The sequence below is a fragment of the Terriglobales bacterium genome (assembly GCA_035567895.1).
In the GTDB taxonomy this organism is placed as follows: domain Bacteria; phylum Acidobacteriota; class Terriglobia; order Terriglobales; family Acidobacteriaceae; genus Gp1-AA112.
The window spans coordinates 142,600-163,959 of sequence record DATMPC010000001.1 but is presented as its reverse complement, the minus strand read 5'-3'; the positions used below and the strand labels follow the sequence as shown (position 1 = coordinate 163,959).

The window sequence follows — 21,360 nt, the reverse complement described above, 5'->3', positions numbered from 1 at the left end:
TGTATTGCAGTCCAAAGACATTGCATCAGATTTCGAGGATGACCGGCATAATCAAGGGGCGACGACTGGTGTTCTTGTTGATGTAACGCTTAAGGTCCTGGCGAATCTTCTCTTTGATCACACCGTAGTCAGCCTTTTCTTCCTGGCTCGACTGTTCAAGTGTGCGGCTGATCACTTCGCGAGCCTGCGCAAGAAAACCGTTCTCTGCGCCTGCGGCGGCGAATCCTCGCATCACGATTTCGGGAATCGATTCCACCTTGCCGGTCAACTTATTAATGGCGATTACTGGCAGCACAATGCCGTCTTCGCTTAGGTGGCGACGATCGCGAATCACGAGATCCTCTACCACGTCGCTGGCTGAGCCGGAGTCAATGCAGACGCGGCCGACCGTTACTTTTCCAGCCTTCCGCGCACCAAGCTCGTCGATCTCAAGGACCTCGCCGCTTTCCAGCATCGTCACGCTGCCTACAGCACCGTGCATTGAAGCGGCAAGCTCCGCGTGGCGCTTAAGTTGACGATACTCGCCGTGAATCGGCACAAAGTACCTGGGGCGAACAAGATTAATCAGAAGCCTGAGCTCTTCCTGGCTGGCGTGTCCGCTTACGTGCACGGGCGAACCAGAACCATCTTCATAGATAACGTGAGCGTTGCGGCGGTAAAGGTGATCAATCATGCGATAGATCCCTTTTTCGTTCCCTGGAATGATGCGCGAGGACAGAACGACTGTGTCGCCCGGCTCGATCTTCGCGTGCTTATGATTGTCTACAGCCGCGCGCGACAAGGCAGACATGGGCTCGCCCTGCGTGCCGCTGATCAGCACACAAACCTTCTCCGGAGCGAAATCGCGAATCTGTCCAGGATTAATGAGCGTTCCCTCGGGAATATGGATGTAGCCGAGGTCCTGCGCGATCTCAGTAGCTTCATTCATGGAGCGACCGACCAGAGCCAGCTTGCGTCCGTGCTCGAAGGCCATGTCCGCCACGAGCTTGATCCGATGTATAGAAGATGAGAAGCAGGAGACGAACAGCCTCCGCTTGCTGCGCGTGAAGATTTCCTCAAATCGCGGACGCACCGCGCGCTCGCTCGGCGTGTAGCCTGGGCGCTCGACGTTAGTCGAATCCTGCAGCAAAAGTAGCGCGCCTTCTTTGCCATACTCCGCGAACTGATGGAGGTCGAACAGCTTGCCATCCGTAGGCGTGGGATCGACCTTGAAGTCGCCGGAATGAATCACGACTCCCAACGGAGTGTGAATTGCAAGGGCCACACAATCCACGAGGCTATGAGTGACGCGCACCGGATGGATAAGGAACGGTCCGATACGGAAGCGCTCGTTCGCCGTGATTTCGTTGAGCTGTGCAGAGTCGAGCAGCTCGTGTTCTTCCAGCTTGCCTTCCACGAGGGCGAGGGTAAATTCCGTGCCGTACACCGGAATGTTCAGCTCAGAGAGAATCCACGGCAATCCGCCAATGTGGTCTTCATGGCCGTGGGTGAGCAGGATGGCGCGAACTTTGTCCCGATTCTCGAGCAGGTAAGTGATGTCGGGAACAACGATGTCGACGCCGAGCAGCTCAGACTCAGGGAACATGAGACCGGCATCGATCACAATGATGTCGTCGCCCCAGCGCAGGGCCATGCAGTTCATGCCGAACTCGCCGAGCCCGCCTAATGGCACGACCTGAAGTTTGCCCGCAGTCATGGAAGCTCCGATGCTAGCACACAAAATCGTGCAGACACTCAGCACGCAGCATTCAGCGCTCGGCATTCAGCTAGTTCTTACCGTAGGTATAATCGACAAGGTCCCGCCATGAGTTATCAGGTTCTCGCCCGCAAATACCGGCCACAGAAATTTTCCGATGTAATCGGGCAGGATCATGTAACCCGCACGCTGCAGAATGCGATTACCCAGCAGCGAATCGCGCACGGCTACATTTTCAGTGGACATCGCGGCATCGGGAAGACCACGGTTGCGCGCATTCTGGCTATGGCGCTCAACTGCCGCTCGACGGATAAGCCGGTTCCAGAGCCGTGCGGCGTTTGCGACTCCTGCCAGGAGATCCGCGCAGGAAGCTCTGTAGATGTGATCGAAATCGATGCGGCGACGAATCGTGGTATCGACGAGATTCGCGAGTTACGCGATGCCGTGCGCTATCGTCCCGCTCGCGATCGTTACAAGATCTACATTCTCGACGAAGCCCACCAAATTACCGATGCTGCTTTTAATGCGCTGCTGAAAACTCTGGAAGAGCCGCCCAGCCACATTGTTTTCATGATGGCCACCACGCAGCCCGAGGACATTCCACAGACGATTCGCTCGCGCTGCCAGCACTTCAGCTTTCACGCAGTGCGATTCGACGAGATCGTGCGCCAGCTCCGCGATGTCGCAACACAAGAAAACATCAGCGCGGAAAACGATGCGCTAGCCGCTCTTGCGGAGGCCGGTGATGGATCGATGCGCGACGCGCTCTCCATCATGGATCAAGCCATCGCCTGCTGCGCCGTCTTCGAAGGCGGCTCGGATGCAAAGCTGACTGCGGCGCAAGTTCGCGGGCTGATGGGAACAGTCTCGTCTGACGTTCTCGTGCAGGCCATGCAGTGCGTGCACCGCAGTTCGAGCGAGGACTTGTTAAAGCTCCTGGACCGGCTAATGACCGAAGGGCAGAGTCCGTCGCACTTTGCCAAGCAGCTTGTTCGTTTCTTGCGAAATGCTTTGGTTGCGAAGGTGGCGGGCGGAGAATCATCGCTGCTGCAAATCTCATCCGACGAGCGGCAGAAGGTCGCGAGTACGGCGGCGCTGTTCTCCGAGGAAGACCTTACCCGCTTTCTCAACATTATCCTTCGCACGCACGACGAGCTGGGCTACCGACAGGAGCAGCGGTTTCACCTTGAGCTCGGCATGCTGAAGATGGTGCATGCAATTCGTCTGCTCCCCCTCGAAGAGTTCCTGAGCCAGACTGCGACCAGCGGAGCAACAACGGTCACTCAACCTGCACGCGCCTCTCTCTCGGCTGTTCCAAAGATTTCTGAGGCGCGACCTGCGCCATTGAGCGGTGGCTTGAGATCAGCCTCCGCATCACCGTTTGGGTCATCCAGTGGGGGAGCTTCGCCGCAGAGTCAACAACGCGTGTCCCCCTTCGAAGCTGACAGGTTGCGCAAAGTGCGGAGCTCCGAACCGGAGATGTCGGTGGTGAGTTCGATTGACGGATCCACTGCGAGCTACACGGTGATTTCGACCGCAACCGCGTTGGAAGAAGTTCCCCAGCCAATCGCGGAATCTGCGGTCACTCAGCAGGAGATTTCTGTAGAGACGCTGCGCTCCGCGTTGATCTCGGTGCTCGAAGCGCAAAGCCAGGACACGGCCGCCGATCTGCTGGCACGTGGCGAGTGGGGTCTAGAGGGCAATCAGATCAATCTACGCTTGCCGCTCTCCGAAAAGGTAATCGACCTCAGCGTAAGTGCCGAGGCAAAGCGCCTACTCACGCAGGAGGCCAGTCGACTCTGCGGCCGAGTAATGAAGTTGAACGTCTCCGGCGGAGGCATGTCTCAGAATGCTCCAATCGAGCGCATAGCAAATGGCCACAGCAATGGATCCGGCGGAGCTCGTCAGCGGGCTGCTGAAGATCCTGTGGTGCGGCGCATGCAGGAGAAGTTTGGAGCGGAAGTGCGCACAGTGGTCGATCTTCGTCAAAAGAAATAGATCGGAGATTCCTCAAGAATGGAATTCAACCCAAAGGAATTGTTGGCCCAGGCGCAACGCGCATCGCAAGAGATCCAGGAAAAGATGCGCGCAACCAGTGTTGAGGCTTCTGCTGGAGGCGGCACGGTTAGCGTGACGATGAATGGGCAAAAGCAGTTGCTTTCGGTAAAGATCGATCCTGAAGCGGTGAAGTCGGGCGATGTGGAGATGCTCCAGGACCTGATTACTGCCGCTGTGAATGAAGCTTCCCGCAAAGTGGATACCACGGTGCAATCGACCCTCGGCGGCATGCTAGGCGACATGAACCTGCCGTTCTAATCGACTACAGCCGAAGCGAAATCAGAGGACCAGTTGTCGAAATTTGCAGAGCCCATGGCGCGGCTCATTGACGAACTCAAGAAGTTGCCGGGGATCGGCGGCAAGACGGCGCAGCGTCTCGCCTTCCACATCCTGCGCGCCAGTGACGAAGACGCCGAACTGCTGGCCGACTCCATCCGCCAAGTCAAGGCCAGCCTTCACCTGTGCTCAGTGTGCAACAACATCACTGATGTCGATCCCTGTGTCTATTGCAGCAGCGCAACGCGTAACCAGCGTCTGGTTTGCGTAGTGGAGGAGCCCACGAATATTGCCGCAATCGAAAAGACGCGGAGCTTCAACGGCGTATATCACGTGCTGCACGGAGCCCTTTCTCCGCTGCACGGAGTAGGACCAGAACACCTGCGGCTTACCAGTCTCTCCAAGCGCGTGGATCGCGGCGAGATCGACGAGCTCATTATCGCTACGAATCCCACAGTCGAAGGCGAAGCTACAGCGACCTACATCTCGCGCATGCTCAAGAGCTCCCCGGTAAAGCTGACCCGCATCGCCACCGGCATTCCCGCCGGAAGCGACATTGAATACGCCGACGAAGTAACCATGGCCAAGGCGATCGAGGGGCGCCGGGAGCTATAAGGCGGCGGAAAATCCTGCAGGCATAGCAAGGAACAGGGATAAAAACAGCAAGCTTTTCGAATTCAACGCTAAAATCATCGAATTCTGCCCAGAATACGAAAATTTCGCTCAAAACCAGGGAATTAACAGGGATTTCTGTGGATTTCTCCGTAAGCCACTATCAGCCGAGCAGTTAACGCCGTTTCCTAAAAGGTTCAAAAAAATAACAGGAGAGTATCAGGGAACCTTCGCCGCATGACGACCGTTTTTCTGCGGCCTGCATTGGCCCCCGAGTCGGCCATGATGAGTTGACGCCAATGAGACAATCGCTGTCCATGAGCACGCTCCAGGATGTGAAGCAGGCGGAGAAGAGAATGGAAGACGCCCGCAAGGCGCTCTTCGCCTATCTGGAACTGCCAATACAGCAAGACATCGACATAAAACTGCGCAGTCATCTCGCCGAAAATCTCCAGCGCGCCACCGACGAGTATGTTGAATTGATCGGTACGTTGGAACCGGCAACGAAGATTTCTTAAATCAACACTCCCGTCCACAGCCTCACCTGTAAAATCGCTTCCTATGCCAACCCGCCGGGAATTCATGGAGAAGGCCGCTGCTTCCGCTGCTTGCGGCTTACTAGGCAGCAAGCTTGCTGTCGCCGATGTCATCGTTGCCGATGTGCCGGCGCCGAAGCCGGAGATTGATGTTTTCATCACCGATGCTACTCGCCGTCATGCGCCAGCGTCGCAACTGCGCTGGACATCTGCGTCTGGCGCGCCATCCAATGCGGCGGTCGTAATCAACCCTGCAGAGAAAGCGCAGCCCGTTGTGGGATTCGGTGCAGCTCTTACCGACGCGGCCTGCTATGTGCTGAGCCAAATGCCGCAATCCTCACGTGGAGAGCTGCTGAACGAACTGTTTAACCGCAAGGAGATGGCATTCAGTGTGTGTCGAGTCTGCATTGGTTCCAGTGACTACTCGCGCAATGTCTTTAGCTACGATGAAGGTGAGCCCGATCCCGAATTGAAGAGGTTTTCAATCGAGCATGACCGCGAATACATCCTTCCGGTCTTGCGCGCTGCCCGGGAAGTTAACCCGCAATTGTTTCTACTCGGCTCACCGTGGAGTCCGCCCGGCTGGATGAAAGACAACAATTCGATGCTGGGCGGTACCATTCGCCGGCACTACTTGAAGACCTATGCTGACTACATCGTAAGGTTTCTCCAGGCGTACCTGGCCGAAGGAGTCGAGGTGAACGCCGTGACTCCGCAGAACGAAGTGGATACCGATCAGGACAGTCGGATGCCGGCATGTCTCTTTCCGCAAGAGGCCGAGGTGCAGTATGTTGGCCAAATGCTCGGCCCCGCCATCGAACGCGCGGGATTAAAGACCAGGATCTGGTTGCTCGACCACAACTACAACCTCTGGGGACGCGCGATCTGCCAACTTGACGATGAGAAAGTGAGCAAAGTCACGAATTCCATTGCCTGGCACGGATACTTGGGGACTCCCGAATTGGTACGCAAGGTGGCGGCGGCCCATCCAGATGCCGAGATGTACTGGACCGAGGGTGGTCCAGACATTACCGATCCTAAGTATCTGACCGACTGGTCCAAATGGAGCCGTACATTTACGGGCATTCTTCGCAATGGGATGCGCTGCATCATTGCCTGGAATGTTGCGCTCGACGAACAAGGGAAGCCGAATATCGGGCCATTTCCGTGCGGTGGCGCAGTGACGGTTCATTCCGGTACTCATGAAGTTACGCGCAGCGGTCAGTATTGGGGCTTTGCACACTTCTCGCGCCACATTCAGCGCAACGCAGTCGTGATCGACTCACACAGTGAAGCATCTGGAGTAAATCACGTCGCAGTCGCCAATTCTGACAGCAGTTACGCGTTGGTGCTTACTAACGCTGCTAATTCAGCTCAGGATATCGAAGTCCGTTTCGGGAAGTTGGCAACTCGCGTCACACTGGCTCCGGATTCCATCGTTACCCTGAGCTGGAGAGCGGCGTAGCAGTTTCCTTTTGCAATCTCACTGTCCCATGCCGTGCGAAGGCGCGGCATGGCCGAGTTGGTCGAGAGCCGCTTTAAATCCAGCGGCCAACTTCTCCGCGTTTCCTCTTCCCCAGTAGTGCAGGAAGATTACAAGCGGGCGCTCCTCGGTCATGTGATGGTGAATCGCGACCACATCGAGGCCATTCTTGCGAAGCGTCTTCAACACAGGATTTAGTTCGTTCTCAAGCATGGCAATATCGCCGGCAATCACAGCGTCCTCCTGCGTGCCAGTAAACGCAGCCCAGGTGTTGAGTCCCATGCGTGCGTTCATAACAGCACCGTGATCCTTCATAGCGATGTCGTCGCGGCCAACTGTAATCTTGTAAACGGGCCCCGTTTGCTCACCCTGATGTCCAACGATGGTAGCCAGCTTTTCGACATTCAGCTGGGTACCGCTCGTGGCGAAAGGCGAAACCGGAGCCGGAGTGACCTTTCCGATAAGATCGAGGCCCGGCTTGACGCGATGGGCGAGATCGTCAGCCTTTCCCATCCCGTGCACATGCATGAAGTACACGCGCGGCTCATCCCAGAAGAAATGATTGTGCAGCGCGGTGACGTCGATTCCGTTGTCCAGCAAAGCGGACATCACCGGATTCACCTCATCCTGCAAGAGTACGAGATCGCCCATCATCACATCCGAGCCGCCGGTTCCCTTCGTCAAGGCGATCCACCCGCCGAATCCCAAGGGAGTCGGTGTGGAGACTCCCTGAATCGTCATCTTCAAATCATTGCGGGGAATGTTCACTTTTAGAACTCCTGCTTTGAAGTCGCCTTTCCGATCGAGGAACCTCAGCACAGCCTAATAGTCTGTCGGCATTTCCTGTGCGAAAAGCAGCATTGAGGGAAAAAGGAAGCAGCCGGTCGCGAACAAAAGCATTGTGTTTCTTACGAAGCGGAACATGGGACGAAAACTCCTTTGGCTTTGATCGACGAACTAAAGATAAATCGTGAGACGCTCAACGCGCTTGCCGGCAAACGTAATGGTAGAGGGCGTCGTATATCGGAAACTCCTGCTTGAGCCGCTCTTCGTCATTGATTCCCGAGAGCGCAAAGCCGTGAGCAATCGCACGTAGGCCAGGGCTTTCCGCCGAGACGTGCTCTTGTCCTCTTATGTCCGCCCCTCTAACGATAAGTGCCATGCGACGCAGGGCTGGATCGGTGAGCTTGTAGTCCTCGATAAAAGCTTCAAATGTGCAACATTGACCGCGATGGTTAAGCTTCACGGCCGCAAGGCTCGGCGCATCGAATGGGATCGCGCTCAGCCGCGCTGCCGTCGCCAGCAATTCATCTTCTGCGACAAAAATAAATTCTGCCTCGGGATCCACGAAGCGTTTGATCAGCCACGGACAAGCCACCCGGTCGACCTTCACGTCGTGGCGAGTAATCCATCTCATTTTCAACCTTTCAGGGCGGGATCTGAGCATGTCTGGAACTTGTGGTCCTTCGCGCAAGCGGCGGTTCACTGAAGACCAGCAGACATCCTCGCCGAACCCAAACCCAGCCCGAATCGACATGAGAATTGCTTTCCTAGCTCGCCTCTTGAGCCAACATGCCCAGAATGCGCGCGAAATCGTCGATCTCTCCGACGGTGTTGTAAATATAGAGTGAAGCCCTCGCGGCCTGCTTTATGCCGAATCTCTGGAGCAGTGGAAATGCTGCAAGATCGCCCGCGCGAATCGCAATTCCATATTGGTCCAGCTTGCGGGCAAGATCTTCTGCAGGTACTCCGTCCAGCGTGAACGAAAAAAGAGAGATGCGGTTTTGCATCTCAGTCCCGCCCAAGACACGCACGCCCTTTTGAGCTGCAAAACGCTCCTGGAGACGAGCCGTAAGCTGCTGCTCATGGTTCCACATATTGCGATAGCCTACGCGCCTAATGAAGTCGACGGCCGCCGCCAGTCCCACCGGTCCTGAGACATTTGGGGTTCCGGCTCCGAATTTTCGTGCGCCCTCGGAATACTCCCATTCCTCCGTCGCGGTCGCGTGGGCCATATTGCTGCCGGCCTGGTAGGGCGGCATCTGATCGAGAATAGACCTCCGCGCCCACAGAACCCCGATACCCATGGGCCCCATGATCTTGTGGCCTGAAAATGCCAGAAAGTCACAATCGAGTTGCCGAACATCAACGGACATATGAGGCACAGACTGGGCCGCGTCGATCAAGACTCTTGTTCCGGCATCGTGGGCGATGCGGCACATCTGGGCAGCCGGATTCACGATTCCCAGTACGTTCGAGACGTGCGAGAAGCACACCAGTTTCGTACGTTCCGTGAGTTTGGCTTTCAATGACTCCAAGTCGATGTGCCCAGTTTCCAGCACATCAACGTAGCGGACCTTTGCTTCTTTTCTCTTCGCCAGGAGCTGCCAGGGAAGCATGTTGGAGGCATGCTCGGCGATCGTGAGCAAAATCTCATCGCCACGATGAATGTTGGCTTCTCCCCAGCTTGCCGCGACTAAGTTGATGGCCTCTGTGGTCCCCCGTGTCCACACAATTTCCGAAGCGTCGGCGGCGTTGATGAAGGTTGCGACGCTCGCCCTGGCGTGTTCATAAGCTTCGAAGGACTGTCTTGCCAGGAAATGGAGATTAGGAGCTGGATTGGCGTTTTCCCGGCTGTAGAACTGGGTGATAGCGTCAATGACTTCTTTCGGCCTTTGTGCTGTGGCCGCCGTATCGAAATAAATCAGTGGATGGCCGTTGACCCTTTTCTGCAACACAGGAAAGTGCGACTTAATGCCAGCGTCGAGCTGTTGGTCATGCCAAGAGCCTGCGTCTGTGTATTGCACGCCCACGAACCCTGTAGCGCAACAGGCTCCCAGTTGGAGAAATTTACGCCTACTCATATCGGTGTTACACATATAACCAAACAAGTAATATGTATTACTCTCAAGGATTAGAGATGTCAAGAATGGCAGGGCGGATGACGGAAAGGGGCGAATCAGAGGGCCTGAATTTGTGAAGAAGTCCGTGACAAGTCAAATGAAACGGCAGGTCTCGAGTCGCGATAAATGGCTCCTTCTCGTCTTCTCTCTGCCCTCGAAACGAACTAGTGAGCGGGTGGAGGTCTGGCGCCGACTGAAGCGAATCGGGGCCATGCCTTTGGGCCCGCCTGGATACCTGCTCCCGCATGATCGGCAGAATCAGGAGCAGTTCGAATGGCTTGCTGCTGCGATCCGCGGCTACAAAGGGCAAGCATCTGTAATCCAGGTGCAGACCATTGACGATCTTCCAGCTTCGGAATTGATCAAGAGGTTCAGCGAAGCGCGTTCGCGTGACTATCAGGAGCTAATCCAGCAGCTAGAGAAGCTTCAGCGCGAGAAGCAGGAAAGGGGGGCTGGTTTGCAACTGGCGAAGCTCCGCCGGAGGCTGGACGAAATTGCATCAATCGATTTTTTTCGGAGCCCTCTACGTTACAGGGCGGAGGATCTCGTGCAACGCGCCATGGGAGGCACGTCGAAGGCGAAGCCCGGTGCAATCGTTCGCAAATCTGAGTTTCAGAATAAGACCTGGGTCACTCGGCCTCGTCCCGGAATCGATCGTGTTTCCTCTGCCTGGCTGATCAGGAAGTTTATCGATCCGGGAGCGAGATTTGTCTTCTCGGCGCAGCCAGCCAAGCTGCGAGACGCAATTCCTTTCGACAGCTTCGACGGGACTGGTTTTACGCACAAGGAAGATCGCTGCACTTTTGAAACTCTTTGCAAAGAATTCGCAGTGCGCGATTCAAAAATACTTGCCCTTGCACAAATTGTTCACGACGCTGACCTGCGCGACGATAAATTCGGACGCTCGGAAGGCCAGGCTGTCGACGCGGTGCTGGTTGGTTGGGCAGAACAATCCATCGATGACGACGAACTGCTGAAGCGCGGCATGGAGTTATTCGAGGGTCTTTACCGGAGTATGCAGTAACTGAATCAATGCAGGTTCCGCGCTTGCCAATAGGAGTAACATGTCTGCCGGTGTGCCATGCTGCATCGTCATGCCAGCGCGATGTTGCTCCTCGTACTTCTAGCGCTCCTGTCCGGCAACGGGCAGACTCCCAATCCGGGAAACAGTTCGGCGAGTCCACCCACGGCCCCCAAAAAGCCAAATCCAGATCCACCGCCGCTGCCTCCCGACGTGGTTGCCCCCGACCCTCCTCCACCCGATACGACTCAAAGTGGCAACCCGGTTACACGAACTCTTAAGAGACTTGCGCCTAACTGCATCAACTCGATTTTCCATGCCTGCTGGTCTTCTCCGCCTCAGAAGCCGCAGCCTCCACACACTGCAGAGCGTAAAGGAGCTGTCAGTCGAGAAGCCGCCGAACTCTATTTTGATCGCGGCAACTACCGTGCCGCAGAGTCACGCTTTCGCGAGGCGCTTGAATACAACCCTAACGATAGCAAGGCGATGTTCGAGTTAGCGCTGTGCCTGGAGAAGATGAATCATACGGACGAAGCGTTGGGGGAGTATCGATTGTGCGCCGACCAGCAACCATCCAGCCCATATGCGGAACGCTCGTTGAAAGCCATGCAGCGGCTGACTCAGACGAGCAGCGTGGCGGACCCGAGACACTGAGTCTGACGGGAGGATTAATCCCACCCCGCGTTGGCAACGGAAAGTGCTTTTTATGAGACTGGTTGGAGCCTCCACGAATCCACGCCAGTGAATCAACCGCGTCCGCGTACCACCATTGCGGTATTTTTGCGTCGCGGGAAAGAGGTAGCCCAAAAGCCCTCAATGGTGTGATGCCAGCCTGATGGTCGTTTTAGAAACTGCATAGGCCGCGCTTACACTCAGATTCGGGTCGAATGGGGTTACACAGATTAATGTCGCCCGTTCGTCCCGCGGAATAGAATGATCGGCCTACCGGACTGAGAATACGTCCCGATATCGATTGTGTCTCCGGCGGGCGTGTCCGAATCCAGGTCGCGCTCTGATCCAAAGAGCCAGAAAGACCAAGGAGAAGTTTATGCAGGGTCAAGCTCATCGTTTAAACCACTCGACCAGGCCGTCAATGATGCTGGGAACCTCCGGAAGGTGGGGTTGGCGCCAGAGCGTGGGAGGGAGCTACTGCACGCAATGGTGTACGCTCGCTTGCCTTGTTTGCCTTCTGCTATTGCCGACAGGATGCGGAACGAAGAGTGTTTCCGCAGCCCCTGCTCCTCCTACGCCTGTCCAGGTCGCTGAGGTCGTTCAACGCGACGTCCCGATCTACCACGAGTACATTGCAACACTGGATGGCTACGTAAATGCGCAAATCCAGCCTCAAGTCTCCGGCTATCTCATCAAGCAGAACTACCGGGAAGGTGCTTTGGTTCGCAAGAATGAAGTGCTGTTCAACATCGATCCCCGGCCATTCCAGGCGGTGCTTGACCAGGCTAGGGCGCAGCTCGCGCAAGCGGAAGCCCAGCTCGGGAAGACGCAGCTGGACGTGCAGCGCGACACTCCCCTCGCACGCGAAAAAGCTATTGCACAGAGTCAACTCGACAACGACATCCAGGCGAACTTAGCCGCCAGAGCGACCGTGCAGGCCGACAAAGCGACCATTGAGCAGGCATCACTCAACCTGGAGTTCACGAACGTTCGCTCTCTCATTGACGGCGTAGCTGGAATCGCGACCGGACAGGTAGGGAATCTGGTCGGACCGCAGACGCTTCTCACGACTGTTTCCCAGCTCGATCCCATCAAGGCCTACTTCGTTGTAAACGAGCAGCAATACCTTGCTTTTGTTCAACGCAACCCAACTCCAGCAGAGCGAGAGCGGACACAAAAAAAGCTCGACTTGGAGTTGATCACTGCTGACGGATCCACGTATCCCAAAAGAGGAAAGTTCTTTGCCGTGGACCGTCAAGTCGATGTGCAGACAGGAGCGATCCGACTGGCTGGTCTGTTTCCCAATCCGGATAACGTTCTTCGTCCCGGGCAGTACGGCCGCGTCCGCTTCATCAGCTACATCAGGCCGGGAGCCCTGCTGATACCGCAGAAGGCTGTGACGGAGCTTCAAGGCACGTATCAGGTAGCCGTGGTCGGAGCGGACAACACCGTCAGCATTAGGACAGTGAAGGTTGGAGAGCGTACAGGGGACCTGTGGATTGTTGAAGACGGCCTGAAACCTGGCGAGCGAGTTGTGACTGAGGGCGTGCAGCGAGCCAGAGAGGGAGTCGCAGTGAAAGTGATGCCTGCGACGGCCACCGCGGAAGGGAAGTAGGTCATGTCGAAGTTCTTCATCAATCGTCCTATCGTCGCCATGGTTATTGCCATCGTGACCGTCATCGTCGGTGCGGTGACGATTATCGGTCTGCCGATCGCACAGTTTCCCAATATCGCTCCGCCCGAAATTCAGATACTAGCCACCTACGTAGGCGCAGACGCGCAGACTCTCGAGCAAGCGGTAGCCACTCCTATCGAGCAGCAGATGAGCGGAGTGGACAACATGAACTACATGTACTCGTTGAATGCGACCGGAAATTCGCAGACAACGTTGATCGTGAACTTTGACGTAAAGACCGATCCAAACAACGATCTAATTCTCGCCCAGTCCAGGGAAACGCAAGCCGCATCGCAGCTCCCGATCGACGTTACCAATTTCGGAATCACTGTGCGCAAATCGGTAACGGCGCCCCTAATGCTGATATCGGTGAACTCGCCCCGCGGCACGTACGATGCGAAGTTCCTCGCTAACTACGCATACATCAACCTTGTCGATCCCATTACGCGCTCACGGGGAATTGGGCAAGTCCAGGTTTTTGGCGCGGGCCAGTACGCGATGCGTATGTGGGTCAAGCCGGATCAGCTTGCCAAATTGGCAATCACCGTTCCAGAAATCGTGAATGCGGTTCAAACACAAAACACAGTCAACCCAGCAGGAAAAGTTGGTGGAGAGCCGATCCCTTCAGGACAGCAGTTCGCCTATGCGGTTCTCGCACAGGGACGGCTCACCTCTCCAGAGGAATTCGGGCAGATTGTGGTCCGCGAGTCACCGGATGGTGGCGTGGTGCGCGTGAAAGACGTAGCCCGGATCGAACTCGGAGCGCAGGACTACACGGTGGCGGGGCGCCTGAATGGGCATCCGAGTGCCATAGTCGCGGTCTATCAACTTCCCGGATCGAACGCAGTCGACGCCGCAAACGGCGTCAATAAACTAATGGGCGAGCTGAAAACCCGGTTCCCCCAGGATATGGATTACGCCATCGCGCTCGATACGACGCGATCCGTAGTCCAGGGAATTAAGGAGATCATCCTCACTCTGGTCATCGCGATTGCGCTGGTAATCCTTGTCGTTTTTCTCTTTCTGCAGGGATGGCGAGCCACGCTTATTCCGCTGCTGGCTGTGCCCGTTTCACTGGTGGGCACATTCGTCTTCTTTCCGTTGTTTGGATTTTCCATCAATACGCTCTCGCTCTTCGGTCTGGTGCTCGCGATCGGCCTGGTCGTCGACGATGCCATCGTCGTTGTGGAAGCGGTGGAGCGACACATCGAGGACGGCATGTCGCCGAAGGATGCGTCCCTGAGAGCGATGGAAGAGATCTCCGGTCCTGTAGTGGGAATTGCGCTGGTGTTGTCGGCGGTCTTCATACCTACGGCCTTCATCCCGGGAATCACCGGAAGGCTCTATCAGCAGTTCGCGATCACGATCGCCATCTCAGTGGTCATCTCCGCGTTCAACGCCCTCAGCCTCAGTCCGGCATTGGCGGCGCTGCTGCTGCGGCCCAGAGAGAAAAGCCGAGGTCTGTTGAGAAGGTTCTTTGACTGGTTCAATCGCATGTTTGAAAGCGCCACGAATCGTTACGTCAAAGTTTGTGGAGCCCTCATTCGTAAGTCCGTCTTCGCCCTGGCGATGCTCGCAGCCTTTGGGGCTGCCGCTGCGTTCTTCAGTCACAAAGTGCCATCCAGCTTTCTTCCTGACGAGGATCAGGGATATCTATACATAAACCTGCAACTACCGAGCGCGGCTTCAACTGAGCGAACGGAGCGTGTGGCGCGAAAGATTGAGAGCATCCTGGCAAATACTCCGGGAGTCGAGTCCACGACGAGCGTTGTCGGCTTTAGCCTGCTTAGCTTCACGCGTTCTACTTACAACGCCTTCTTCTGGGTCACGCTGAAGCCGTGGGATGAGCGAAAGAGCCGGGAAGAGCAGTTTCAAGTCATCAAGGCGCAGCTGAATCGCCAGCTCAGCCAGATTCCGGAGGGAATTGCTTTTGACTTTTCTCCACCGGCCATTCCCGGCGTTGGCACTTCAGGTGGATTTACATTTGTTCTTGAGGACCGTGCCGGCAAGGACATCCAATTCCTCGCGTCCAACCTGAATACATTCCTTGCCGCAGCCCGGAAGCGTCCGGAGATCGCGAGTGTCAGTACCACCTTCCTGGGCAGCGTCCCGCAGCAATTCATCGAGGTGGACCGCGACAAGGTGATCAAACAGGGTGTCGCCATCAACGACGTGTACCGCACGGTTCAGGCCTTCATGGGTGGATTGTTCATCAATTACTTCAATCGCTTTGGACGGCAGTGGCAGGTCTACATTGAGGCGGAGGGCGATTACCGCACCAACGCGGAGAACGTGGGCCAGTTCTATGTCAAGAACCGAGGCGGAACTATGGTTCCGCTCTCTGCCATCACCAGGTTTGAAGCGCGCCCCGGACCCGAATTCACCATGCGCTATAACCTCTTTCGCTGCGCGCAAGTCAACGGCAACGCGTCGCCAGGTTACAGTTCCGACCAGGCAATGGCGGCCCTGGAGCAAGTCTTTACCCAGACTATGCCTGCCGAAATGGGATACGACTATCTGGGAATGTCATTTCAGGAAAAGCAGGCACAGCAGGGCGTGCCTCCGGGCGTGATCTTCGGACTCTCACTGCTCTTCGTGTTTTTGATTCTTGCGGCATTGTATGAAAGCTGGACGTTGCCGCTCAGCGTTCTGCTGAGTACGCCAGTCGCTGTGTTCGGAGCCTTTTTGGTTCTCTGGCTTCGCCGCACACTGATCAGCGCCTTCTATCCGCCTTACATGGTCCAGATCGAAAGCGACGTCTACTCCCAAATTGGGCTGGTAATGCTCATCGGTCTGGCCGCCAAGAATGCCATTCTGATCGTCGAATTTGCCAAGGACGAGCACGACAAAGGCAAACCTCTGGTCGATGCAGCCCTGGAAGGAGCGAGACTCCGTCTGCGCCCGATTCTTATGACTTCCCTCGCGTTCATCTTCGGATGCGTCCCTTTGTGGACGGCGACAGGAGCCGGTTCGGTGGCACGGCAGATCATGGGAACGACCGTCATCGGCGGAATGCTGGCGGCGAGCGCGATTGGGATCTTCTTCATTCCCGCCATGTTCTTCCTGGTGTCCCGATCCAGGCCAAAGGCCCCGGCTGACGTGGTTGAGATGCGAGCCGCGCGAGCAGGAGATGATTAGCATGAAGAGTGCTGTCTTTCCCCTGCTGCTAGTGGTGTTTGTTTCGGGGTGTGCTGTTGGCCCGAATTACAAGAAGCCCACCATCAACACTCCAACGGTCTATCGCGGACTCACTCCGGATCAAGCCGCGACAACAGACGCTAAGTCACTCGCGGATGAAAAGTGGTGGGACGTTTTTCAGGATGATCAGCTAAAGGAACTCATCAAGACCGCGCTTCAACAGAATTACGATGTTCGCCGCGCGGCCGCTCGCGTTCTCCAAGCGCAGGCGCTACTGGGCATTACGCGGGCCGATCAGTTTCCCACCGTGTCCGGCAACGCGTCAGCGATAAACCTGCGCAATTCCCGCCAGGGAATCTTTCCTCCAATCGATACAAACACGAATCGAGTTGGATTGGAGTTCGATTGGGAATTGGATTTTTGGGGAAAATTTCGCCGGGCTACGGAATCCGCGCGTGCGAGTCTCGTAGCGAGCGAGTGGGCTCAGCGCGAGATCATTACTGAGCTGATTGCGAATCTCACGGGCGCTTACTTCCAACTGCGCGCGCTCGACTTGCAGCTTGATATTTCGCGGCGCACGCTGGCATCGCGCCAGGACTCGCTTCGTTTAACCAACTTGCTAGCCCAAGGCGGTTCGACGTCCATGCTTGACGTGCGTCAAGCCGAACAACTGGTGTTCACGGCGGGCTCGGAGATCCCGTTCCTGGAACAGCAGATTGAGCAGGAAGAGAATTTCATCAGTATCCTTTTGGGAAACAACCCGGGTCCGGTTCCGCGCGGCAAGCAACTGACGGAACAGTACCACCCTCCCACGGTTCCTGCGGGCCTTCCTTCTTCATTGCTGGAGCGGCGGCCCGACATTCGCCAGGCCGAACAGGAGCTGATCGCCTTCAACGCTCAAATCGGCGTGGCGAGAGCGGCGTATTTTCCGCAGATCTCTCTTACCGCAAGTTCGGGATTCCAGAGTTCGGCGCTGACCAACCTGTTCACTGGTCCCGCGGGATTCTGGACCTTTGGTTCCACTCTGGCACAGCCGATCTTCACAGCGGGCAGGTTGCGGTCGAACGTCCGCTTCGCCGAAGCCCGACAGCAGGAGAGCCTGCTGTTTTATCAGCAGACCATTCAAGGGGCATTCCGCGATGTCTCCGACTCGCTGATTGCGTATCGCAAGACCCAGGAATTTCGCGAGCAGCAAAAGCTCCTTGTCGATTCGGCGCAGGATGCGACTCGTCTCTCGCATCTGCGGTACACAGGTGGCGCCACCAGTTATCTGGAAGTGCTCACTAACGACACGAATTACTTCACCGCCGAACTCGGCCTTGTACAAGCTCAACTTAACGAAATGTTGTCCTTGGTTCAGCTCTACAAGGGCTTGGGTGGAGGCTGGCAGCAATAGCTTCTCATCGAAGCGGCGAGTGCTTCAAGGCGCCACGAAGTCGCCCGGCACTCGCCGCGCGAACTACTGCTTAGCCATCAGGACTACTTCGAGACAGCCGCAGCCATTCTCTCTTCCATCTCTGCAGGAGATACGTCTTCGATGTGCGATGCCAGCATCCACCTGTGCCCAAATGGGTCAGTGAGTTTGCCAAAGCGGTCGCCCCAAAACATGTTTTCCAGAGGCTGAGTTTCCTTCGCGCCTGCCTTAAGCGCCTGCTTAAACGATGCATCGACGTCATCGAGATACAGAAAGATGCCGCTGGCGCTGCCGTTCAACGTCTGCGGCGACTTCGTTTCGGCTTTGGGCGATTCGTCGGCGAGCATGATGTGAGAATCCCCAATCAGGATCTCAGCATGCATAATCTTGCCGTCTGGACCCGGCATTCGAAAGAGTTCTTTAGCGCCAAAGGCTTGCTTGTAGAAGTCGATGGACTTCGCCGCACCTCGAATGGTGAGGTAAGGGGTAGCTGTGTTGTAGCCGTCGGGAACTGCTCTTACCTTATTTTTCATCACTATCTCCTTTAAAGGCTTCAAAGATCGATTGCTTGCGCGATGTCATCTGTCGCGCATATCTGTGACGTGCGGCCCTCTGGAAATCGACATGTGATGGAGAAAAAATCGTCCCGGCAGTTCAGAGCGACTCTAGCGACTCCATGGTTATGAATCCGGGAAGTTTGTCCTGCATCTGCCCCTGCGGGCTAGGCGGCGTCGCTGCTTGAGCCTTCACTGCGGTTACGCTTGCTCCTGGGCGAAGCCTAAGCAGTTGCTGTGCGCATAGAACGCAGCGCGACTGCGCTCAGTCCGACGACTGCGGCGATGATGGCGATCCACAACACTACGGGATGGCGCTCAGTCCACGGTCGTTTATCGGGGCGCTCGGTGAATGCTACATTCGGGGCCTCTGATCGTAGCGTGGTAGCAGTCGGAGTTTTACTCTGCTGGAACAGCTTGGCGTAATCGTAAACAGGCGAAGTCAACTTCTCGTCGCCATAGTAGAGCACGAGCTGGGCTGGACCGGGAGCGTCAAAGTAGATGCGCCGCTCCAATTGTTCGAGACGTGCGCCGGCAAAGTTGAGGGGACGATCGTCTCCGTTGTGGATTAGTACTTTGATCGTGCTATGCCCAGTTCCGGAAAAGCTTACCGTGTAATGTTCGGAGTCGACCTTTTGCCCGCCACGCACCATGTGAATGCGTTCAATGTCACCTGACCCCAACCAGTTGTCTTTTTCGTCTCGAATCTCAACATCACGCCGAAAGTTTGTCGCTGGAGATGCCGCGATGCTGAAGACCGCGCGCTCAATGGGGATTCTGTCGGCGACGACAAAGGTAAATACTGTGTTTTTGCCCGACTGTGCTTGTGCCGGCGTGCTGCTCACATCGCGCCACACGGCGGGATGCTCCTCCGCCATCTCGGAGGTCGCAGCCTGAACATCGGATGGAGCGACCGGACCGTCGATCGTCACGCGCAGATACTTGTAGGTAGCACGAGGAATGCGCAGCATTGTGTTCGATCCGAGACTTTCCTTAGAAAGATCGTAGAGGATTGTGCCTCCCAACCCGGCCCAGGCGCGTGCATGCGGATCATCCGCTCCCTCCAAGTGCGCATGCGCGACAAAGTTTCTGGTCGCGAGCTTTAGTTGCACATGGTCATACTCCGCCAGCCCGGACATATCGATGAGGAACTGCGTCTTTCCTCCGACGCTCGACTGTTGCAGAACGGAAAGTTCGGTGCGCTGCTCCTCGGAGCTGCCTCGCTGGACCACGAACGCATAAGGAATCTCGGCATCCGCTGAGGCGAGTCGGAGATCGCCCAGGTCGCGCCGCGCATGGTTCCAGATGGCTTCGTCGACAGCAACGTAGTTTTGTCCGCTAGCCGAGACTTGCACCGGACGCTGGTACCTCGAATGAGAGGCCGAAGGGACGAGCAAGAGAACAAAGACGAGGGGCGTGACAATCATCTTCATGCAGAGGGCGCCTCGGTCGATTTTGCCGTCGCGCTCGCTCCGAGGTTGAGCCAGTCGCGATGATAAACGTACGAGATTCCCATCAGCACCGCTCCCAAGGCAATAAAGCTCAATATGCGATATCCCTGCTGCAGCTCCGACACGTCAAAGAGGAAGACCTTGCCGATGGTGAACGCGATCAACACTAGCGCCTGCCAGCGAACGAACGCCGAGCGTCTGCGGAAGCCGAACATCATGAGTCCCGCGCCATAAGCAAGCCAGATAAGGGAATAGCTGAAGTTGCGTGCCAGATTGAGCTGATGAAATGTGGCGGCCGCGTTATCGTGCATCTGATAGAGCCCGCTGACTTGCCGGAGAAAATAGTCCGACGCTTCCAGAGTGAGCGCGATCAGCGCCAGCAGGTTCAGCAGAATACCAGCAACGCGAACCGCAGGCCGTTCGCGCTCGCTGGCGAAGCGGCTGGCTGCAGCAACGATGCCGCCGAGAATCGCGATTGCCACCAGATATGTGGCGAAGCGTGCATTGAAGATCAGCGTCTCCACGCGGAAGTTATCCCAAACGAGCAGACGAATAATTCCCAGAGACAACGTAACGGCGGCAAAGTAGCGTAGGAAATTTGTTTTCGTCCGCACTGAGATGTACAGCAGCACCGCAGACTCAACCAGCCAACCGAGCGTGACCCAGTGCGAGTTCAACTTCAGCGGGATTGCGATGGTGATGAACGCGACGGCGATTGCTACATGCAGCAGGTTGATTGTCTTCACTACGTCGGGCTCACTGCCGACACGCCGCTTGAACTGGCTGCTCAGCAGCAGATAGGCCGCCGCCAATGCCAACGAGAACCAGGTGAGCGTCGCGTTCTCATACATCGCGTTGAGACACAGGAAGACGGCTGCCGCATTCACCAGCGGAAGCAGCGTCAGAGTTATGGAAAAGCCGGCGTGCCACCGCGATCGCGTAAGCGGCGTAAGCAAAGGAATGGTGGCAAAGATTGCGGCGAAGATCAAGGTAAACAGCGTCGTAACAGCGCGCTGGTCTCTCGTGTAGTACGAAAAGAACCACCCGCCGTAGAGGATCGCTGTCCCAGTGAAGCTTCCCACCAGCAAACGGCGCCATGGTTTCGCTCGTACCATGGCAAGCATCGCCAGGTCTAGAAGACATATATAAGAGAAGAGAACGATCTCGTGATTCTGTCCGGTGGAAAGCAGGACTGGAGTGCTGAATCCGCCGATCATGGCGAAGGCGGCGAGAATCTCCGCGTCCTGCGTGAGAGCCAGTGTCAGCGTTGCACCTGTGACCAGGATCATCGCCACGAAGGCGGCGGCAGAAGGCACCAGGTGATACACCTGGAATGCGCCCCACAGCGATAGATACAGCGTGCCAATTCCAACGGCCTTAAGAGAATAAGAAAATGGGGCATGGCCCCGCGCGCGGAAGCGTTCGCTCCACAAGATAAGCGCAATCCCCGCCAACAGCCCCAGCGCAATTCTGCCCGCTGGGCCAATCCAGCCATTGTCGAAGGCGTACTTGATGAAATACGAGACTCCAATCAGGATGGCAACAATCCCAATTCGGTTCAGCCAGAGCTTCCCAATCTGGCCTTCGAGCTCGTCTTCGTCCTTTTCAGGGGCGGCGGAAAAGTTGGTGAACGCCGGCGGCGCGATTGGAATTGGCTCCAACGCGCGAGCGGCAGGAGGAGAGGGCGGAGCCAGACGGTAGGGAGGCGCGGGAGCGGTCTCGCGAACCAAGCCGGGAGCCTCCCGCGCCGGGTCGGAGTCAAGGCCGAGTCTTTGCTCTACGTGGTACAGGCGCGCAGTAAGCGCACTCATTTGCGCGCGTAAGGCCACGAGTTCATCCTGCGGATCAGCCATAACGGTAAACTATCGCAC

At 56.4% G+C, this 21,360-nt stretch carries 17 protein-coding genes; 10 read left to right on the top strand and 7 right to left on the bottom strand.

All coding sequences use genetic code 11. The features are described 5' to 3' along the window. Positions 1-25: 25 nt before the first annotated feature. On the bottom strand, positions 26-1,696 hold the full coding sequence (locus tag VNX88_00655; GenBank protein ID HWY67137.1) for a ribonuclease J: 1,671 nt from the start codon (positions 1,694-1,696) through the stop codon (positions 26-28). A gap of 108 nt (positions 1,697-1,804) precedes the next feature. Here VNX88_00655 and dnaX point away from each other — a divergent pair, with 108 nt between their 5' ends. From dnaX to VNX88_00630, 5 genes are all read left to right on the top strand, one after another. Further along, entirely contained in the window at positions 1,805-3,694 is a 1,890-nt protein-coding gene (gene dnaX / locus VNX88_00650) for a DNA polymerase III subunit gamma/tau (GenBank protein HWY67136.1), read from the top strand. Between the two features lie 18 nt (positions 3,695-3,712). After that, positions 3,713-4,012, top strand: a complete 300-nt coding sequence (locus tag VNX88_00645) for a YbaB/EbfC family nucleoid-associated protein (GenBank protein HWY67135.1) — start codon at positions 3,713-3,715, stop codon at positions 4,010-4,012. A 33-nt stretch (positions 4,013-4,045) separates the two neighbouring features. Then, positions 4,046-4,645 (top strand): recombination mediator RecR, encoded by a 600-nt coding sequence (recR, locus tag VNX88_00640; protein ID HWY67134.1) that lies wholly within the window; start codon positions 4,046-4,048, stop codon positions 4,643-4,645. A gap of 296 nt (positions 4,646-4,941) precedes the next feature. Then, positions 4,942-5,160 (top strand): hypothetical protein, encoded by a 219-nt coding sequence (locus tag VNX88_00635; protein ID HWY67133.1) that lies wholly within the window; start codon positions 4,942-4,944, stop codon positions 5,158-5,160. 43 nt (positions 5,161-5,203) lie between these two features. Continuing rightward, the gene (locus VNX88_00630) at positions 5,204-6,643 is read left to right on the top strand and encodes a glycoside hydrolase family 30 beta sandwich domain-containing protein (protein HWY67132.1); all 1,440 of its coding nucleotides are present in this window, start codon (positions 5,204-5,206) and stop codon (positions 6,641-6,643) included. Between the two features lie 18 nt (positions 6,644-6,661). Here VNX88_00630 and VNX88_00625 read toward each other — a convergent pair whose 3' ends face one another. From VNX88_00625 to VNX88_00615, 3 genes are all read right to left on the bottom strand, one after another. Continuing rightward, complete coding sequence (locus tag VNX88_00625; GenBank protein ID HWY67131.1) at positions 6,662-7,480, bottom strand: DUF1259 domain-containing protein; 819 nt, start codon at positions 7,478-7,480, stop codon at positions 6,662-6,664. 160 nt (positions 7,481-7,640) lie between these two features. Beyond that, the gene (locus VNX88_00620; GenBank protein ID HWY67130.1) at positions 7,641-8,078 is read right to left on the bottom strand and encodes a chromate resistance protein ChrB domain-containing protein; all 438 of its coding nucleotides are present in this window, start codon (positions 8,076-8,078) and stop codon (positions 7,641-7,643) included. Between the two features lie 133 nt (positions 8,079-8,211). After that, a complete protein-coding gene (locus VNX88_00615) occupies positions 8,212-9,525 on the bottom strand; it encodes a cysteine desulfurase (protein ID HWY67129.1) in 1,314 nt (437 codons plus the stop codon). 124 nt (positions 9,526-9,649) lie between these two features. On the opposite strand from VNX88_00615, the gene VNX88_00610 reads away from it, so the two are divergent. The 5 genes from VNX88_00610 (at position 9,650) to VNX88_00590 (ending at position 17,466) form a co-directional block, all read left to right on the top strand. Beyond that, positions 9,650-10,588 (top strand): chromate resistance protein ChrB domain-containing protein, encoded by a 939-nt coding sequence (locus tag VNX88_00610; GenBank protein HWY67128.1) that lies wholly within the window; start codon positions 9,650-9,652, stop codon positions 10,586-10,588. Positions 10,589-10,645: 57 nt separating this feature from the next. After that, entirely contained in the window at positions 10,646-11,239 is a 594-nt protein-coding gene (locus tag VNX88_00605) for a tetratricopeptide repeat protein (protein ID HWY67127.1), read from the top strand. A gap of 394 nt (positions 11,240-11,633) precedes the next feature. Then, on the top strand, positions 11,634-12,872 hold the full coding sequence (locus VNX88_00600; GenBank protein HWY67126.1) for an efflux RND transporter periplasmic adaptor subunit: 1,239 nt from the start codon (positions 11,634-11,636) through the stop codon (positions 12,870-12,872). A 3-nt stretch (positions 12,873-12,875) separates the two neighbouring features. Further along, positions 12,876-16,070 (top strand): multidrug efflux RND transporter permease subunit, encoded by a 3,195-nt coding sequence (locus VNX88_00595; protein ID HWY67125.1) that lies wholly within the window; start codon positions 12,876-12,878, stop codon positions 16,068-16,070. Between the two features lies 1 nt (position 16,071). Beyond that, on the top strand, positions 16,072-17,466 hold the full coding sequence (locus VNX88_00590; GenBank protein ID HWY67124.1) for an efflux transporter outer membrane subunit: 1,395 nt from the start codon (positions 16,072-16,074) through the stop codon (positions 17,464-17,466). 83 nt (positions 17,467-17,549) lie between these two features. Here VNX88_00590 and VNX88_00585 read toward each other — a convergent pair whose 3' ends face one another. The 3 genes from VNX88_00585 to VNX88_00575 form a co-directional block, all read right to left on the bottom strand. Beyond that, positions 17,550-18,017, bottom strand: coding sequence for a VOC family protein (locus tag VNX88_00585; protein ID HWY67123.1), 468 nt, complete (start codon positions 18,015-18,017; stop codon positions 17,550-17,552). A 245-nt stretch (positions 18,018-18,262) separates the two neighbouring features. Further along, positions 18,263-19,471 carry a DUF3999 family protein gene (locus tag VNX88_00580; protein HWY67122.1) on the bottom strand — a complete coding sequence of 403 codons (1,209 nt, stop codon included), beginning with the start codon at positions 19,469-19,471 and terminating at the stop codon, positions 18,263-18,265. Further along, entirely contained in the window at positions 19,468-21,342 is a 1,875-nt protein-coding gene (locus VNX88_00575) for a DUF2339 domain-containing protein (protein ID HWY67121.1), read from the bottom strand. The genes VNX88_00580 and VNX88_00575 overlap by 4 nt, the downstream gene beginning before the upstream one ends. Between the last annotated feature and the right edge of the window lie 18 nt (positions 21,343-21,360).

Coding starts and splice junctions, on each gene's coding strand:
- VNX88_00655 (HWY67137.1), bottom strand. CDS start 1,696: ATGACTGCGGGCAAACTTCAGGTCGTGCCATTAGGCGGGCTCGGCGAG.
- dnaX (HWY67136.1), top strand. CDS start 1,805: ATGAGTTATCAGGTTCTCGCCCGCAAATACCGGCCACAGAAATTTTCC.
- VNX88_00645 (HWY67135.1), top strand. CDS start 3,713: ATGGAATTCAACCCAAAGGAATTGTTGGCCCAGGCGCAACGCGCATCG.
- VNX88_00635 (HWY67133.1), top strand. CDS start 4,942: ATGAGACAATCGCTGTCCATGAGCACGCTCCAGGATGTGAAGCAGGCG.
- VNX88_00630 (HWY67132.1), top strand. CDS start 5,204: ATGCCAACCCGCCGGGAATTCATGGAGAAGGCCGCTGCTTCCGCTGCT.
- VNX88_00620 (HWY67130.1), bottom strand. CDS start 8,078: ATGAGATGGATTACTCGCCACGACGTGAAGGTCGACCGGGTGGCTTGT.
- VNX88_00615 (HWY67129.1), bottom strand. CDS start 9,525: ATGAGTAGGCGTAAATTTCTCCAACTGGGAGCCTGTTGCGCTACAGGG.
- VNX88_00605 (HWY67127.1), top strand. CDS start 10,646: ATGCTGCATCGTCATGCCAGCGCGATGTTGCTCCTCGTACTTCTAGCG.
- VNX88_00600 (HWY67126.1), top strand. CDS start 11,634: ATGCAGGGTCAAGCTCATCGTTTAAACCACTCGACCAGGCCGTCAATG.
- VNX88_00595 (HWY67125.1), top strand. CDS start 12,876: ATGTCGAAGTTCTTCATCAATCGTCCTATCGTCGCCATGGTTATTGCC.
- VNX88_00590 (HWY67124.1), top strand. CDS start 16,072: ATGAAGAGTGCTGTCTTTCCCCTGCTGCTAGTGGTGTTTGTTTCGGGG.
- VNX88_00585 (HWY67123.1), bottom strand. CDS start 18,017: ATGAAAAATAAGGTAAGAGCAGTTCCCGACGGCTACAACACAGCTACC.
- VNX88_00580 (HWY67122.1), bottom strand. CDS start 19,471: ATGAAGATGATTGTCACGCCCCTCGTCTTTGTTCTCTTGCTCGTCCCT.
- VNX88_00575 (HWY67121.1), bottom strand. CDS start 21,342: ATGGCTGATCCGCAGGATGAACTCGTGGCCTTACGCGCGCAAATGAGT.